The sequence below is a fragment of the Fluctibacter corallii genome (genome assembly GCF_025751585.1).
Classification (GTDB): domain Bacteria; phylum Pseudomonadota; class Gammaproteobacteria; order Enterobacterales; family Alteromonadaceae; genus Fluctibacter_A; species Fluctibacter_A corallii.
On sequence record NZ_JAOWKX010000010.1, the window covers coordinates 1 to 17,584 of the forward strand.

General features: G+C 43.2%; 14 protein-coding genes and 1 pseudogene. 8 read left to right on the forward strand and 7 right to left on the reverse strand.

The genetic code is table 11. The annotated features are described in order from the left end of the window. The 3 genes and pseudogenes from OE749_RS16480 to OE749_RS16490 form a co-directional block, all read left to right on the forward strand. A pseudogene (locus OE749_RS16480) lies at positions 1–422 on the forward strand (hypothetical protein); the annotation flags it as partial. A gap of 221 nt (positions 423–643) precedes the next feature. Further along, the gene (locus OE749_RS16485; protein WP_263713584.1) at positions 644–1,252 is read left to right on the forward strand and encodes a glutathione S-transferase family protein; all 609 of its coding nucleotides are present in this window, start codon (positions 644–646) and stop codon (positions 1,250–1,252) included. 2 nt (positions 1,253–1,254) lie between these two features. Then, positions 1,255–1,914 carry a glutathione S-transferase family protein gene (locus tag OE749_RS16490; RefSeq protein WP_263713585.1) on the forward strand — a complete coding sequence of 220 codons (660 nt, stop codon included), beginning with the start codon at positions 1,255–1,257 and terminating at the stop codon, positions 1,912–1,914. Between the two features lie 24 nt (positions 1,915–1,938). Here OE749_RS16490 and OE749_RS16495 read toward each other — a convergent pair whose 3' ends face one another. From OE749_RS16495 to OE749_RS16505, 3 genes are read right to left on the reverse strand one after another with little or no spacing between them, the layout of a single operon-like run. Beyond that, a complete protein-coding gene (locus OE749_RS16495; RefSeq protein ID WP_263713586.1) occupies positions 1,939–2,832 on the reverse strand; it encodes a carbon-nitrogen hydrolase in 894 nt (297 codons plus the stop codon). Further along, positions 2,819–3,883, reverse strand: coding sequence for an agmatine deiminase family protein (locus OE749_RS16500; RefSeq protein WP_263713587.1), 1,065 nt, complete (start codon positions 3,881–3,883; stop codon positions 2,819–2,821). Before OE749_RS16500 ends, OE749_RS16495 begins: the two co-directional genes overlap by 14 nt. Before the next feature lie 41 nt (positions 3,884–3,924). Next, a complete protein-coding gene (locus tag OE749_RS16505; protein ID WP_263713588.1) occupies positions 3,925–5,970 on the reverse strand; it encodes a TonB-dependent receptor in 2,046 nt (681 codons plus the stop codon). A 285-nt stretch (positions 5,971–6,255) separates the two neighbouring features. On the opposite strand from OE749_RS16505, the gene OE749_RS16510 reads away from it, so the two are divergent. After that, on the forward strand, positions 6,256–7,716 hold the full coding sequence (locus OE749_RS16510; protein ID WP_263713589.1) for an alpha-amylase family glycosyl hydrolase: 1,461 nt from the start codon (positions 6,256–6,258) through the stop codon (positions 7,714–7,716). A 15-nt stretch (positions 7,717–7,731) separates the two neighbouring features. Here the strand turns inward: OE749_RS16510 and OE749_RS16515 are convergent, their stop codons facing one another. Next, positions 7,732–7,977 (reverse strand): hypothetical protein, encoded by a 246-nt coding sequence (locus OE749_RS16515; RefSeq protein WP_263713590.1) that lies wholly within the window; start codon positions 7,975–7,977, stop codon positions 7,732–7,734. Positions 7,978–8,210: 233 nt separating this feature from the next. Next, complete coding sequence (gene folM / locus OE749_RS16520) at positions 8,211–8,921, reverse strand: dihydromonapterin reductase (RefSeq protein ID WP_263713591.1); 711 nt, start codon at positions 8,919–8,921, stop codon at positions 8,211–8,213. 155 nt (positions 8,922–9,076) lie between these two features. On the opposite strand from folM, the gene OE749_RS16525 reads away from it, so the two are divergent. Together OE749_RS16525 and OE749_RS16530 are read left to right on the forward strand one after the other, a co-directional pair. Then, positions 9,077–9,826: a ferredoxin--NADP reductase gene (locus OE749_RS16525; protein ID WP_263713592.1), complete on the forward strand. Its 750-nt coding sequence runs from the start codon at positions 9,077–9,079 to the stop codon at positions 9,824–9,826. Between the two features lie 87 nt (positions 9,827–9,913). After that, positions 9,914–11,023, forward strand: a complete 1,110-nt coding sequence (locus OE749_RS16530; RefSeq protein WP_263713593.1) for a tetratricopeptide repeat protein — start codon at positions 9,914–9,916, stop codon at positions 11,021–11,023. Here OE749_RS16530 and OE749_RS16535 read toward each other — a convergent pair. Further along, entirely contained in the window at positions 11,020–11,376 is a 357-nt protein-coding gene (locus OE749_RS16535) for a hypothetical protein (RefSeq protein ID WP_263713594.1), read from the reverse strand. The two genes, OE749_RS16530 and OE749_RS16535, sit on opposite strands and share 4 nt — an antisense overlap. A gap of 80 nt (positions 11,377–11,456) precedes the next feature. On the opposite strand from OE749_RS16535, the gene OE749_RS16540 reads away from it, so the two are divergent. Beyond that, positions 11,457–12,512, forward strand: coding sequence for a LacI family DNA-binding transcriptional regulator (locus OE749_RS16540; RefSeq protein WP_263713595.1), 1,056 nt, complete (start codon positions 11,457–11,459; stop codon positions 12,510–12,512). Positions 12,513–12,665: 153 nt separating this feature from the next. On the opposite strand, the gene OE749_RS16545 is transcribed toward OE749_RS16540, so the two are convergent. Then, on the reverse strand, positions 12,666–14,660 hold the full coding sequence (locus tag OE749_RS16545) for an amylosucrase (protein ID WP_263713596.1): 1,995 nt from the start codon (positions 14,658–14,660) through the stop codon (positions 12,666–12,668). A gap of 308 nt (positions 14,661–14,968) precedes the next feature. On the opposite strand from OE749_RS16545, the gene OE749_RS16550 reads away from it, so the two are divergent. Further along, positions 14,969–17,506 (forward strand): TonB-dependent receptor, encoded by a 2,538-nt coding sequence (locus tag OE749_RS16550; RefSeq protein ID WP_263713597.1) that lies wholly within the window; start codon positions 14,969–14,971, stop codon positions 17,504–17,506. The last annotated feature ends 78 nt before the right edge of the window (positions 17,507–17,584 follow it).

Here is a 17,584-nt window from a genome sequence, read left to right on the forward strand (position 1 = left end):
TTTGGGAGGGCAGATTTAAGTCTCAAGCGTTATTGAATGAGCGGGCTGTACTGGCTTGCATGGCCTATGTAGATTTAAATCCCATTCGAGCTGGAATAGCAAGTACCCTTGAAAACTCCGATTATACAAGTATAAAACGACGTTTATGTTCACGAGAAACTAAGCGATTACCTTTTAAAGGCTATATGGATACGGTTTTTGAGGAGGAGGGAGTGTCAATTTCTCTAAAAGAATATGAAAAATTGCTGCTTCTTTCCTGCTCTGCAATTAAAAGCTTCGGAATAAATAAAACGTTACAGCTCGAGTTTATTAAACAAGTTTTCGATGCATCAGAATTATGCATCGATCATGGCAAAGTAACCTATGGTCTGCAACCTAATCAATTATCTAATTTAAACCCCTACCAAGATAAAGCTGGTTGAAATACCATCAATTTAACGAAAAATTCATCATCAGTATGGTATTAGAGCTTTCCGCCGTTATTAAAATGGTATGAGAGAGCGTTACCTGTGGGGTTAACTGCATCAATAACCTTGGCCAATCAGTACAGTTTATTGATGTAAAACATTATCGGTGATTTGATTATCAAGTATTTGTTCTCTTAGTCTTGATGAATTGAATCTGCATCAATAAAAGTAGCGATATGAAAATATATGACACCCACACTGCACCCACTCCCAGACGAGTTCGAATCTTTCTAGCTGAAAAAAATATCTCCGTTGAATATGTCCAAGTAGACATCCAAAAAGGTGAGAACAGAACTGCTGAGATGCGAGAGAAAAATCCATTGGGCAAAGTGCCTGTTCTTGAACTTGATGATGGTATTTGTATCGCTGAGTCTGACGCGATTTGTCGTTATTTTGAGGCGATTCAACCTGAGCCTTATTTGATGGGGGAGTCTCCCAAGGAGCAAGGGCTTGTTGCCATGTGGCAACGCCAAGTGGAAATGGGTTTATTTAATCAAATTGGATTGTGTTTTCAGCACACCACTGGCTATTTTAAAGATCGCATGACTCCTTTTCCTGACTTTGGTGAAGATTGTCGAACTAATGCAAAGAAGTATCTTTCTCTACTTGAAAAACGTCTTGATGGCAGAACTTATATTATGGGGGAAAACGTCACAATCGTTGATATCACAGCACTTTGCGCCATTGATTTTGGCCGTGTGGTGGATGTCCGATTAAATGAAGGTATGCCCAATTTGCAGCGTTGGCATGCCACTATGTCGTCCCGCCCGAGTGCAAAGGCATAGCCATGATTGAGTTGTATACTGCCGCGACACCCAATGGATGGAAGGCTTCGGTTGCTTTAGAGGAAATGCAATTAGAATATGTAGTTAAACCAGTGAATTTAATGGAAGGTGAGCAAAAAACTGATATGTTTTTATCACTTAATCCAAACGGTCGTATTCCAGTTATTGTTGATAAAAACAACGGTGATTTTGTTGTTTTTGAGTCTGGAGCAATCATGTTATATCTCGCAGAAATGTCTGGAAAATTTTTGCCAACATGCACGAAAAAACGCAGTAAAGTAATGCAATGGTTAATGTTTCAAATGGCGGGAGTGGGTCCAATGATGGGGCAAGCTAACGTGTTTTATCGATATTTCCCGGAGAAAATCCAACCTGCGATCGATCGCTATCAAAATGAAGTCTCTCGTTTACTCAAGGTGTTAGACACCCACCTTAACGATCACGAATATTTAGTTGATGATTACTCTATTGCCGATATGGCCAATTGGTGCTGGGTGCGTACATATGGATGGTCAGGGGTGTCTATTGATGATATGCCTAATTTAAACCGTTGGCGTCATAGTATTGAATCTAGACCATTGGCTCGAAAAGGAGTTGAGGTGCCAGGGAAAATTGATAAAGACAAGCTATTAAAGGGCGCAAAACACGTTGTCACTCGGTGATTGCGCCATATGTTTAACGAATGCCTAATCACGCCAGCGCTTTGTAAGATCGCCATATTCATCAATCCGGCGATCTCTAAAGTAAGGCCAAATACGCTTTATCTGCTCGGTTCGAGCTAAGTCTAGCTCGACCATGAGGGTGGTTTCCTCATCAACGCCTGCTTGAGCAAGAATCTCGCCCTGAGGGCCAGTTATAAAACTTTGTCCCCAAAATTGAATTCCAGGGTCATCTGCCATTGGTGACGCTTCAAAGCCAGTCCGGTTAGCAACAATGACTGGTACGGAGTTGGCAACAGCGTGAGAGCGTTGAATAGTCTGCCAAGCATCAAATTGGCGCTTCTGCTCTTCTTCTGAGTCGTTTTTATCCCAGCCAATTGCCGTCGGGTAAAACAACATGTCGGCACCAGCCATGGCCATCATTCTCGCTGCTTCAGGATACCATTGATCCCAACAAACCAATACTCCAAGACGGCCTACGCTAGTATCGATAGGCGTAAAACCAAGATCGCCCGGTGTAAAGTAGAACTTTTCGTAAAACCCAGGATCATCAGGAATATGCATCTTTCGGTATTTGCCAACCATTCCTTTATCACAATCAAAGACTACGGCAGTGTTGTGATATAAGCCAGAACCTCGTTTTTCGAACAACGATGTAATTAATACGATGTTATGCTTTTCAGCAATTGCGGCGAAATATTCTGTCGCAGGACCTGGGATCGGTTCAGCTAAATCAAAGAAGTCGGTATTTTCTTGCTGGCAAAAATACAATGTGCTGTGAAGCTCTTGCAACATGACGAGTTTGCAGCCATTTGCCGCTAATTCACCGACTTTGTCGGCACTTTTTTGCCAGTTCTTTTCTTTATTGTTGTCATTGATCGCTTGTTGAACCAAGCCTACTTTTAATTTAGTTGTTGTCATATACTGACACCCCTTTTGAAATATCGTCTAGCACCTCGGCCTTCAAAGTGCCTTTCGGAATTTGCATGCTAATGCAATGCACACTACCGAACTGTTGTACTAACGGTAGACCATCGATTGCGACCACTGAAAAATCGGGATATGCTGCTTTTATAACTGACAATGCCTCTTCATCTTCTGGTTGTTGATAAATAGGTACTAACACATGTTGATTAGTAATCAAGTAATTTGCATATGAAGCAGGGAGGCGTTCTTCGTCCTGATTCATTATGTAAGGCAATGGCAATTCAAAAATATCATGATTGGGCAATGCGTCGCGGACTTCTTCTACGAGTGCATTTAGGCCTTGGAAGTGGCTGTCTGACGAGCGATTAAAACAGCTCTGAATGACCACTCCATTTGAAGGCGTGAAACGCACCAGAGTATCAATGTGGCCGTCGGTGTCGTCACCTTCTAAGTGCCCGTTCTCTAAGATAATAATATTCTTAGCGCCCAAAGCTTGTTTAAACAATGCATTGTAAGCATCTAATGACATTTCGCCATTACGCTCAGGGTTTGTTAGACAAAAGCGAGTAGACAACAATGTTCCGGAGTCGTCAATTTCTAACGCTCCCCCCTCGACGACCTCTGCAAAGGTCTTCAAGTCGTGTTGGCACAGAGAGCTCAAAATACTGCGGTTAATACCATTATCTTTGGATGCGTCAAACTTATTGCCCCAGCCATTGAAGGTAAACTCAATAGGTAGCATCTCACCGCTCTGAGATTGACAAGTGAGAAAGCCGTAATCACGCAACCATGTGTCATTGTAATCAGCGGGTACAATGAGTACGTTTCGATGGGTACCTAACGTATCTTTTACCTCTTCAACCCGTGACGGCCTTGTTAATAAAATGACCCCCGCACCAGCGTTATTGATGGCATCAATGAGCTGCAAATAGGTGTTTCTTACTTGTATTAGCCATGGAGCCCAATCTGTATTTTCATCTGGCCAGGCGAGCAAAACGGCTTCTTGTGGAAACCATTCAGCAGGTAAACGATGTAAACTCGACATAGTATTAAATTATTAACCAATATGTGTTGAATTATAGTTGGTTACCATTGCCACTGTATACCTACAAATAGGCTTCGTGGTTCACCCACAAAATAGCGCTCATTACCAAAAGCAAAATCAGCGCGCTCTGCGTAGTCTTTATCTAGTAAATTTAATACTGACAAATGTAGGTTCAACTCTGGCGCGATACGCAAGGTACTTCTCAAGTTGAATACATTGTGCCCCGCATACTCCGCGGTATTTTCAGGATTGAGATAGTAGTTTCCCATGTGTAGCCATTCAAGTTCAAAGGTGTGTCCATGTTTCCATTTTTTCCCTAAAGCGACACTAGCAATGTGCTCTGGCGCGGTATCTATTTCATTTCCATTAATAACGGTACGGCTTAGCATTAAGCTATTATCGTAGCGATGCTTAGCCAAAGTGCCGTTCACTCGCCAATAAGTGCCACTGTCTCTCATTTGTGAAGCGTGAAGTTCTAAACCATGGTGGCGGGTTTCACCATTACTGATGTTTTGGCGTTGGGTGTCTTGAAAAATAAAGTGAGATTTTTCCATTACAAAACTGGTGAGTTCGAAGTCAATATCAGCTAGCTTACCTCGGACACCCACCTCAAATGCATTAATGCGTTCACTGTTTAGCTCTGCACTTTGCTGTCCGGCTTGAAGTCTGAATAGTTCGGTCGCTTGGGGGGCTCGGTAGCCTTGATTGATTCGCGTAAAAGCGATTACCGATTCGCTAACCACATAGCGCCCCCCAATCTGCCAAGACCAATTGTTGAAACTTCGAGTTTGGTCGTCAGGGCGATAAAATCGACAACTTGTTACACTTGGCTCACAAGCACTTAGCGTGTCGGTTTTATTTTCATAATCAAAATACATGTATTCATAGCGAATACCGCCACTGATGGTTAATGCCTCGCTTAAACTATATTCGACTAGCGAAAAAGGAGAATACTGTTGAACGGTAACGTCGTAGTCGTAATGGACACCCACAGGGATTGAAGGTGAGAAAGGCTCATCCTGAAACTCTAAAAGCGCGCCTTGAGTGACATCAATATCAAGCCCAAGCGTTGTTTTTAGTGCATTACTATTTAGTGTAATTGTCGATTTCACCCCCCCGCCAAGCTGGCTATTTTCTTCTGTAGCTTTCCACGGCAAATAATGTTGAAGAAACTGCATGTCAGTCCAGCGAACATAAGGGGAAATGGTAAATTGCATTGTCTCATTCAATGAATGAGTAATGATACCGTAAAGTCTTGCGCTTTGGGTGTCTCGGTAAGCCTCAGGATTTGGGTTTTGTGTTTGTAACCCGTCATCTTTATATGCAAGAGGACCTTGAATAAATCCTGCCGTCTCTTGATTTAAGTTAGTCGCCGATAGCACCCATTTAAAGTGGGTGTCTTCGTTTGTGTTTTCGTGTATCAGACTTATTTTTTGTTGTTCGTATCCGCTGCTGTCTTGAAAGCCACTGTCCTCTGAAAAGTGGGTGTCCAATTGGGTGGCAGAATTATCGTTTAGGTGTTTGAGTGATAACGCTGCTTTTACGAACTCATCGGGACCTAACGTGATATTTGCAATATTTGAAGAGGATGAGGTTAAAGGAGAAGGAGATAAAATATTGATAACTCCATGAACAGCATTTGAACCGTACTCTACACCACTGGCTCCACGTATCACCTCTATTCGCCTTGCTGCTTCACTATGGCTATCAAAAAGCTGATTCGCATTGCAGAATGCTGGTCCGCGTAAGCTTATTCCATCCTGTGCTACATAGAATGCGCCACAACTACCTGCGCCGGTTAAGACTGGAGATCGAATTGCTGTGAGATGCTCTTGGCCATTGCCTCGACTTATCCAAGCGCCTGGCGTATTGAACATTATTTGATTTATGTGTTCATGATTAAACAGTGACAATAGCTGTTCATCAATAAGACTTATATTGTGGTTTACATCATGCAGTGGTTTATCTGAGCGTGAAGCGGTAATCGTGATGGTTTCAAGCATATTATCGTTTGCAAAAGAAGGATGACTAAGCGATGTAGTGAGAATGGAGACCACAATAGGAAGTGAGGTGGCGAGTTTTATCACGGGCGTTCCTTGGCGAAAAGTAGGTGATGTATAAAATTATTCGAACCGTAGAGTATGTCGCTTACTTTAAAATAAGTAGATCAAAATGCTTCGCATAAGCTGACGAACCGATCTTTTGAGACGATGAGTCTAATAAGCGAGCATAGTCTAAAACAAATTATTCCGAATTTTCATTCATTCTGGTATTTTACGGTAAAAATTTTATGTAAATTCAAAATTACGCCTGAAATACCGCTGTTGTCGTCAGTATGGTTCATGGTTGTTAAACACGGAAGTAAGGTGCCAATGTGTAGAACGTATCTGTTAGTGTTATTCGCGCTTTGGGGGGGGATTGTCAGCCCCGTGTCGCATGCGACTGATTCGTTCTGTGACAATAAAACTAATGTTGCAAAGGAGCAGATTGCTTTCGTTCCAGATTGGGCACAAAAGGCCAATTGGTATTACTTGGTGCCAGACCGTTTTTATCGAAGAAAAGCATTGGGTGTGATGAATCCTTTGGATAAAGGGCAGGTGGCTATTGACCGAGAGACCTTATATCGAAACTATGGTGGCACGCTAAAAGGGCTTGAGTTAAAGCTGTCGTATCTGAAGTATTTAGGCTTTAACGCTATCTATCTTGACGGTGTGTTTATTCAAACATCGGATTCTCCCGAACAGTTTCATGTCGATCCTTATTTGGGTGAAAACGTTGAGCAAGATTTATTATTGTTGAAAGATTTTCCGCAAGAAAAGTCGGGTACTGTATTGAGTGCCGACGTGGCATTGCGCTCGCTTATCAAAACAGCACACAAATTAGGGCTTAAGATTGCGTTAAATGCGATGGAGTTCGAAGCGCGAAATGGATTGGATTTCAAAGCACTTAAGCAATGGACGCAATCTGATACACATCCTAATGGTGCTAACGCGTGGCAGGTTGATATTGTAGATTGTGGAGATATTAAGCTTTGGCATTCGACATTCAGTAATTTAATTGGCAGCTTGTATTTATTTGATGCAAATGGAGTGACTCATTCACACCCTGCTTCCGGGGCCGATGTATTAACTACTAAATTGTTATTGGACTTTGCTTTTGATACGACTGTAGTCCCGTCGGAAATTAAATCTCATACTCTAACGTCCCGTCGCAGATGGAGTAAGGAAATCGCTGCAACGCAGCACCTAGGAAGCTTTGATTTTGCTTATCCTCGACTCTTTGATTCGGCAGTTGACTCTTTCGAAGACACAAATATCTTAGCTTCTGATGGCGTTCTTGAACGAGCTAAATTGTATCTCACACTCTTATTTACTTATCAGGGAGTACCCGTCACACTCTTTGGTGATGAGTTGGCTTTGTCACAAAATAAAAGTGATGAAGCTTCGATACCTTCGATGGTATGGCCTGAAAGCAAGCAGCGAGGAAATCAGTTTGATACAACTATTCAACTTCGTGAGCATGTGAGGCAGTTGCTCAGCGCCCGTAATCGCTACTTTGCCTTATCAAAGGGGAATATCATACCGCTGATTGCGGATGATGAAGCTCGCATTTATGCCTACATGCGCCAACATGCAGGGCAACGGGTTTGGGTGATCGCAAATCGAGGCAAGTCTGAGCAACGTATAGTCTTAAAAAAATCTGATACAGACACGGTGATTCCGCTCATTGATGCAGGCAATGTTAAATCTTCCCGAAACAGCATTACAGTTGATGTCGCACCTGAACAGGCTGTTGTGTTGGCTAATCAATTTGTACGAAAGGCACAGGAGTAGTTTATGCTGCGCGATTTAGTCTATGTTCAATTGTTTCAGCTTTTCTAAATCGCTGTCGTTTACCTTATATCCGTTATCTATGTGCTCAACCAGCTGCTGATCTAACAATTCTTTCAAGCCAGCGTTCCAATTGTCAGAGGACATGCCCGTGTTACTAAGTTGACTAACCTGAATTGAACGGTTCGGATGTTTGTTGGCATTGTGAATACGTCGCATCACATCCCACACGCCACGAGCATTATTACTTAATGAACGAATCATAAATTTACGCCCAAATAAAATACAGTTTAGTCGCTTTGATAGAACTATCTAGTGGTTGCCTTTCCTCTTTGCGGGAAGCAAAGGCCAAAAGGTTAGGGGGTCATAAATTGGACACCCACAACGCGTTAAAAAAGAGAGGCTAAATTTGCTTGTCTTCCGCAATGATAAATATGGGTGTCTAAACTATTCCAAGTTGGTTCACATTTAGTTTTTTACTGTCTTGGAGGTTTGCATCACTTCAAATGCCGCCCACCGTTTAAGTGTAATGTTTGACCAGTCATATAGTGGGTGTCCAATAAGTAATTAACGGCTTTAACGGCTTCATTGGCCCCGGGGCAAAAACCAAGTAGCGACTTTTTGAGCGCTTTTTCTTTATATTCTTCACTGTCATCTTCGTTGAACATCAGTAGCGCCGGCGCAATGTTGTTCACACTGATTTCAGGAGCAAATTGTTGTGCGAATGACAGCGTCATGTTTTCAAGGGCTGCTTTGCTGGCGGCATAGGCTATGTGTTTTTTGCTTCCTGTTTGCGCGACATAGTCGGTGAAGTGAATTATGTCGCACTTGCCTTTGTGAGCAATAAGTTGTGGGGCAAGTGCTAGATTAATATGGTATGGCACTTTCACGTGAATATTCATCATTCTATCTATTAACGAAGGTGACAGTTCTGATGACTCAGGTTCCCATGCTGAGGCATTATGGATTACCGCTCGTAATGCATCGTAGTCACTTTGAATACGGCGACAGAGCTTTTCACATCCATCGGGTTCGTCAAAATCAGCGTGGATGAGCGTTACGCCCAAATTGTCTAACACATCGAGTCCAGGCTTTTCTGAACGGTAAGTAACGATGACTTCATGACCTTGTTTATGAAGGTCGATGGCCACAGCAAGCCCTAGTCTTTGGGCCGCACCAGTAATGAGAATTGGAGAAATAAATGCCATGTTGAGTCTCGTGTTTATATAAACCTATATTCGTGATTTATACCCATTATCGATGAAATTATCTACACAGGGTAAGGGGAACATGATAGCGTGGAATTTCCAAAATAGAACTGCATCATTCAAGAGTGAAACGCTAGCGCGTTGAGGGAGATATCATGGCGCAATGGTTAGAAGCGAAAGTGATTGAGAGAATTGATTGGAATGAGCATCTATTCAGTCTCAAAGTAGACTGCCCTAATTTCCCCAAGTTTATTGCAGGTCAATTTACTAAGTTAGGTCTTTTACAAGAGGATGGTAAAGTACTCTCTCGGGCCTATTCGCTGGTTAACAGCCCAGATGACAGAACATTGGAAATATTGGCAGTTCCGGTAGAAAATGGTCTGCTGTCACCCAAATTGCATATACTTGAAGCGAACGACAGTATTCTGATTATGTCGCCCGCCACGGGCTACTTAACGTTAGATGAAGTTCCCAAAAGCAAAACGTTGTGGATGATGGCAACAGGAACAGGAGTCGGACCATTTATTTCAATATTACGTTCTGGTCAGGTTTGGCAAGAGTATGAAAATATTGTGTTGGTTTATGCGGTTAGGCAAGAAAATGATTTAGCGTATTTAGACGATATTCGTGATTGGAAGTCTGCGCACAAAGGTCGATTTAGTTTTGTTCCTATTATAAGCCGAGAAAAAACAGACTTTGCCCTTCATGGCCGAATTCCAGCTTTGCTTGAACAGAAGAAAATTACAGGTGCTGCTGGTCTTGCTCTCGATCAAGAAACCTCTCAGGTGATGCTTTGCGGTAATCCTCAGATGATTAAAGACGCCATGGATGTGCTAAAAGAACTGGGCCTGACTCGACATTTGCGGCGCTCTCCGGGGAATATAACCCTCGAACAATATTGGTAACGGATTATGAGATATTTCTTTCTTTTTTTAATAACATTGGCATCTGTGGCAGGCTGTACAAATACAAACAATACATCGCTTACACCCGTGAATATAGTCAATCAACCGAGTGCATTTGAATTAGGCAGTGGCTACTTTAAACATGAACTTTTTGAGAAGTCGAGGGTGATACAACCACAAGATGTCCTGGCATTGACTGAAGAGCAACAAGCACACTTTTTATCGTATTTTCATTCATTGGGGCAATCTCAGGTACCTGAACATAAACGTATTGCAAATTATTTAGATTCTTTGTTGGACGGCTTTAATTATCATCAAAGTACATATATATCTGCGGATGCACTGACTTTAGGACAAGGGAATTGTATGTCGCTTGCTCTTCTGACTAAATCTTTGGCTGAGATGGTAAGTATTGATATGGAATTCGAAAAGGTAAACTCTCTCCCAGTATATGATCGGAAGCAAAGGATCACAGAGGTATCCTCGCATGTTAGAACACGGTTGTTTCAGCAGCCCAATGATACAACTAAGAAAGTGGTTATTCGGCGTCCTTCTGTAATCATTGATTATTTTCCGAGACAAGGGAATGTTCGGGGAGATAAAGTGTCCTCGGAAGAGGTATTTGCAATGTTTTATCAAAATATTGCTGCAGAAGCGCTAGAGAAAGGAGATATGGAAAAGGCATTTTGGAGTTTATGGGCTGCTTTCAAGCTAGCCCCTGAAAATGTTGAAACATTTAACGCCTTAGCTGTTTTCTATCGAATCAATGATCTGACAGAGTACGCAGAAAATACATACAAATATGCTTTGAATGATTTAGGTGGTTCAGCCAGCACAGTTTCTAATTACGCATTCCTTCTCTCGTTGCAAAAGCGTTACGTGGAAAGAGATAACTTGCTTGAAAGCGCCGAGTTTATTGATGATGATAACCCTTACCAATGGTTAGATTTAGCGGAAAAACAATTAATATCTGGTAAATTTAGGCTGGCTGAAAGGTATTACCAAAAGGCTGTGGAGAACGGTCCTTATCTACATGAAACATACTTAGGTTTAGCTAAAAGTTATGTTAAGCAAGAGAGGTATGCGGCAGCGAGAAAAGCGCTAAAAAAAGCGATGTCATTGAGCTATTTGCCTAAAGAGCGCAGGGTATACGAAGGTAAGCTAAAGGCATTGACGCAAATGCAAAGTACGCACTAATTTAATGCTTTTTGTTTTAGCGTGCCCAGGTGCTCAACAGCGTCTACCAATGGAATAAACCCTATTTCTGTTGAAAGGTTCACGTAACCCGTGCCTTGTTCAACGAGTATATCTCCGAATGTGGAACATCGGTTTGGTTCAGGAGCGAATGCGATAGCCATGTTACTCGCATTGACCCAAAAACTCGGGCCTCCAGTGGCAGCAAACGCAATATCGAGTTCAGAATGCTTTACACGTGTTGCCAAGGTGTATGAAGATAAGTTGGACTGTGCAAGAGAGATGAATTCGCGCTCGTGTTTAGCTTGAGACAATTGGTGTAAAAGTAAATCAGACGCATGAAAAATGTCTATCATTGTTCTAACCTCGACCGCGGATCAAAACTACACGCTTCAACTTTAGTGATCAATTATGATAGTTTCAACTTATTCCTAATATGAAGTCTGTTGTTTTGAATACTCAAAAAAAGCTCACATTAAAAGAAGTCGCTCGGCAACTTGGCGTCTCTACCGCAACAATTTCCAATGCGTTCAATCGCCCTGATCAATTGTCTGAAGCATTAAGAGCGCGCATTCTAAGTGAGGCTGCTGCGCTTGGATATCATGGTCCAAGCCATGCAGCAAGGTCATTAAGACGCGGCGAATCAGATGTAATTGGTGTCGTGCTTGCAGACTCTTTGAGTTATAACTTCTCTGATCCTATGGCGAACCAGTTACTTAAAGGTATCGCAGACGTGCTGGTGGAAAACAAAAAACAGATGCTTCTGTTATCAAGTAGGGGGGAGGCAGCCTCGCAGCGTGCCGCTGAATCTCTTCCCGACGGGTTTATTTTCTATGGTGCACCAGATACATCCTGTTTTGAGCGGATTGTCAGGCTTGGAAAGCCCGTGGTGGCAGTTGACTTTGAGCAGGAAGCTGTTCGTTCTGTAAACATAGATAACTATCAAGCCGCATATACTTCCGCAGAGAGTGTGCTTAAGTCTACGGACGGTAATATATGTATTTTGGGGATGCGCATTATTGAGTCTGACCGAGTATGTCGCTTAACGTCGCAAGATATTTTATGTTCCTCGCAGGAAATTTCACGGCAAAGGCTTAAGGGTTATCTTGACGCAGCTGCAAACCAGAATCGTAATGTTTCGCCCGATCGCATATGGCATATCCCTGTGAATACGCCTGAAAAAGCAGAGCAAGCGGCGAGAGAGGCCCTAACAATGACACCTCGCCCCAGAGTATTGTTATGTATGAGTGATGTGATTGCGCTTGCCGCTTTACGGGTTGCTACTCAACTAGATATTCGCGTGCCTGAGTCTCTCAGTGTGCTCGGATTTGACGATATTCCGGCGGCTAGCCAAATGCAGCCTGCTTTGACGACAGTATGTCAGCAAAGTGCAGAAAAGGGCAGAGTTGCGGCTCGGATGTTATTTGATGAGTCAACAGATTCGGTAGTACTACCAACGCGCTTTATTCAACGAGCAAGCGCACAAGTTTAATTCAAAGTCGCAGTTTACCAGTCTCATCTTCTTTACATGTGCACAAGATTTGAACGTGTTTTTAATCAGGTGTGAGTGGGTGTCCAAATACAAGTGTGAATTTAGGCGATACTAGAGACACCCTGATTGGGTGTCTCAATGTCAGCCACAATATCAGCTATAAAAAGTGGGTGTCTTGGGCACAATCCACCTAATTTGATAAGGCGCTAACGTAATCGTTGTTTCGTGGCTTAACGGCTCTTCAGACACTAAGTCGAATAAATGGGGAGCTTTTAGCTGAGCTAGGTATTTTGCATCAACCTGTTGTGTATGCTCGGTAAAGTTAAATAGCGCGAGCAACTGAGTGGGTGTCTCATCAGTATTATTATCATTTTGTGATTTAACGCTGACGCTATCCGAAGCTGAAGATTGTCTGAGAAACACAAAAACATGTTGGTTTTCCGTTCCTATGATTGTGGTATTGCCTGCGCCAAACACAGGATAAGTTTTACGTAATTGGATTAAGTGCTGGAGGCGTGCAGAGATCTGTTGCTGCACGGTTCCTTGTTTTTGAGATGCGGCGATATCCTGATCTGTCAAAGGAATTCGGTGTACCCATCTATCATCATGTTGTTTATCTGGTTGCGTGCGATACTCGTAGTCGTTGAGTAAACCGACTTCATCGCCTGAATAAATTAATGGGATGCCACCAATGCTGAGTATGATGGCGTGAGTTAGCATGATTCTATCTATGGCGGTTTTTATTCTCTCAATACTATTGTCGGCCAACGCATCTTCAAGGCCAACCAAAGATGCAAGCGAACCGCACACACGGCAATCGCCAGTGTTTGGGTTTTCGCCAAACGCGACGCCATTTGCAAAGCTACCCTCAAATTGACCGGTGTAGTATGCGTTGAGAAATTGTCTATGGTCGTGTGGATTGATTCCTAATTGCCAAGCCACATTGTCATCAAAGGTCCAGCCAATATCGTCGTGACACCTAACATAATTAACCCAAACGCAATCGGGTGAAATAGAGAAGCTTTTTTGCATCGACGCGGTTAATAAACGGGTCTTTCGAGTTGCCAAACTGTTCCAAATCAGTGCCATAAGTAAAGGGTTATAAGACAACTGACACTCTTCTTTATCAATGTATTTTACGACTTCATCTGGATGCACAATGGCTTCGGATTTGAACACCACTGCAGGGGCCGCAATTTTTAAACACAGATTGAAGGCTTGAATTATGGTGTGTGCCTTTGGTTGGTTTTCGCAATCCGTCCCCATCTCTTTCCAAATAAACGCCAGCGCATCTAATCGCAATCCTTCGCAGCCCAAATTGGCGAGGAATAGCATTTCGTCTGTAATCGCAGTAAATACTTCAGGGTTGGTGTAATTTAAGTCCCACTGAAAATTATTGAAGGTGGTCCAAATCCATTTTCGAGATGTGGAGTCAAAGGTGAAGTTTCCCCTTCTGACCTGAGGAAATATCTCCCGTAAATGGGGCTCATACTGATTCGGGATAGACTTATCATCAAACATGTAATAGTAATGCTGAAAATTTTTATCGCCACCTTTAGCCGCCATTGCCCAAGCGTGTTCGTCAGAGGTATGGTTGAAAACAAAGTCTAAAATCAGGCTAATGCCTGCATTTCGAAGTTCAGTGGCGAGCGACTGTAAATCAGAAACCGTTCCCAGTTTTGGGTCTACTTGGCGATAGTCAGATACCGCATAACCGCCATCACTGTCTCCCTCTGGCGAGCGGTATAAGGGCATCAGGTGTAAATAGGTCACGCCAAGCGATTGCAGATAAGGAATACGTGCTTTTAGGCGCTGCAAGTCGCCCGCGAATAAATCAACATAACAAGCCATTCCTAACATACTGTGGTGTGCATACCAATGCGGGTTAGAGAGCCTCGACGCGTCTAAGGCTTTTAAACTTTCTGTGCGCTCCGACAGGTTTTTGGCCAGTGTGTTCAGTAATGCTCGTAAGTGATAGTAGCAATCGTAGTGATAACCATAAACGTGTGTGAAATGTGAAAATAGAGCTTCAAAATGTTCACTTAAACGCGCTAAAAATACGCGTTTATCAGAGGGTGTGAGCATAGACATATCGATCTCTTTAAGTAGCCTGTCTAAGCCACGTTGGCTGTCATATTTCGTGCTCACATTATCACCCTCGCTTACTCGTTTAAGTCTTATTTGTGAATGCCTAAGTTAAAAATAATAGAGCATCCTTAGTAAAAAATAACAATATGTTTACATGTGTTAAATATTTTGCTAGCGTTATCTTAAACGATTAAGTTGTGATTTCAAACTATTCTTAATTAGGGTCTAGATACTGTTTAAAGCGTAGCCCCTTTATTGAGTTTTGAGATAACACCGTCGTTTGATTAGACAGGCTTTCAAGGGTATCCGATAGTAAGTGGGGGTATAAGAAGTCTGGAAAAAACACACTACGCCTTCTGGAGACGAACATGCACGTAAAAAAAACAGCCCTTGCCATCGCGGTTGCCCTTTGCGGAAGCGGTTATGCACCTGAGTATCTAAGTCCATTGGCCCAAAATGCCGATGGAAGCATTCAACAAGAAGATGCCACAAAAAATGAAGCGCCTTATTGGGAAAAAATTGTTGTCACGGCGAGTCCATCTGGCGCTACGATGCAAGAAGCATCAGTGTCTGTAAGTTCGTTTGATGAAGAGGGGATTATGAAATTGGCTCCTCGCTCTACCGCTGAAGTATTCAGGGCGTTACCAGGCATTCGTGCTGAGTCTTCCGGAGGGGGCGGCAATGCCAATATCACTATTCGGGGTATTCCGTTAGCAACCGGAGGCTCTAAATTTATGCAAATACATGAGGATGGGCTTCCCGTACTTGAATATGGCGATATCAACTTTGGTAATACTGACAACTTCCTCAGATACGATTGGTCGGTGAAATTGATTGAATCTCTGCGTGGCGGCTCAGCGTCAACGTTTGCAAGTAATTCACCAGGCGGGGTGATTAACTTAATTAGCCAAACGGGTGAGATAGAAGGCGGTGCAGTGGGTGTCTCTTATGGTTTGGATTATGACGAGTTTCGGTTGGATTTTGCCTATGGCGGTGAAATCAATCGGGATCTCTACTTCCATATCGGTGGGTTTGCGCGCGGTGGAGAAGGGCCTCGAGATACAGGTTTCAATGGTGATCAGGGAGGGCAAGTTAAGTTCAACATTACCAAAGTGCTAGACGCCGGGCACTTGCGTTTCCATGTTAAACACTTGGATGACAAAGTAACCACTTATTTACCCGCACCTGTGCGAGTTAAAGGCAATGGGGAATATGGCCCAGTGGCTAACTTTGACGCAAGCAGTGAAACGTTGCACTCGGCGTTTACCACAAACATTAGCGGTTTTGATGCTTATGGTAATCCGCAAAATCGTGATCTCACGGATGGTATTGAGTCTAATGTCACCTCGTTTGGATTTGAGGCTGATTTGGAAGTGGCACGAGATGTCTTTTTAGTGAACCGGTTCCGTGTGTCTGACATCAGTGGTGGGTTTATCTCTCCATTTACCGATACCTTTGGCGATTATGGACCACAATCAGCAGACAATATGGCGGCGGCAATCTGCGAGTCAGCGCTTGATGGCAATGGTAATCCATTTAATTGTGCAACGACGTCGGTTACCTTAGCCAACGGCACTAATGCGGGAGACACTTATTCGGGTTTAGCGTTCTTAAACCTTCTGTTTGATACGAAATTCAATGACTTGGGGAACATGATCAACGATTTGAATCTACGCAAGGAGTTTGACAATGGCGTATCGGTGACGCTGGGTTACTACTATTCCAAGCAAGATATCGCGACCAGTTGGCAGAGCTGGCAAACCTTTATTCAAACAGTAGATGGCACTGACTCTCAGTATTTACATATAGAAGATGCCAATGGCGAAGCACTCGTAAACAACGGTTTGTGGGTGCCCAGTTTTCTTTCGTGGAATTGGGATTTGAACTACACCACCACCGCGCCTTATATCAATATAGGCTTTGAAGTGGGTGACAACTGGTTATTTGATGTGAGCGCGCGTCGAGATACGGTGGATGCTAACGGCGAATTGCTTAGTCGATGTTGCGGCGGTACAACAGACGTTGACTTAAACGGCGATGGCGTGATTTCAGGTAACTCGGAAGATGCTTCTGCATCAAATGGGTTTGGGTTTGGTGGAGGTGTCATCAATTTGAATCAAGCCGGAGCGAGTACACAAATTGTAAATTATGAGGCGAGTAATACGGCTTTTTCTGTGGGTGGCTCGTATTTGTATAGCGATAGTTTGACCCTTTTTGGACGGTATAGTGAAGGTGGCAGAGCGATCGCCGACCGACTACTGCAAATCGCAGGTACGCTCAACAGTGATGGTAGCCTTACATCGACCACAACAGGGTTTGATGAAACTGAGCAACTTGAGGTGGGTGTCAAATACGCATCAAAGGATTATCAAATCAATGCCACGCTGTTCGATACAGTGACACAAGACACCCAAGCTGAGGTGACCAGCGGCTTAACCTTTATTCGTGAGTACGAAGCAACGGGGCTAGAGTTAGAGGGAAATTATAGCTTCGGAGCTGGCTTTTCGATTTCCGGTAACCTCACGTGGACAGATGCAGAAATCAGCGACGATAAATTTAATCCTGCGCTTGTAGGCAAAACGCCAAGGCGTCAGGCAGATGTGATTTATACCCTGATTCCACAATATGAAAATGATGATTGGTTAGTTGGCGCATCTATTCAAGGCTCAACAGATTTCTACGTCCAAGACAGTAATGCGCTCAAGCAAGATGGCTACAGTATTGTCAATCTTTTTGCTACTTGGTTTGTTAGTGATGCATTTTCTGTTTCGGTTAATGTGAACAATGCCACAGACGAGTTTGTGATTACTGAGTCTGAAGAGGGAAGCGCACAGATTGGCGATATTATTCGTGCTAGGCCATTGAATGGACGCACATCGTCGATTGCAATGAAATATACCTTTTAAGTGTTGAGGGTGCAGGTCAGTGTTGTCGCTCAACATGGTGTTGGGTGATACGTAGTAAAGAGTTGAAGTTATGACACA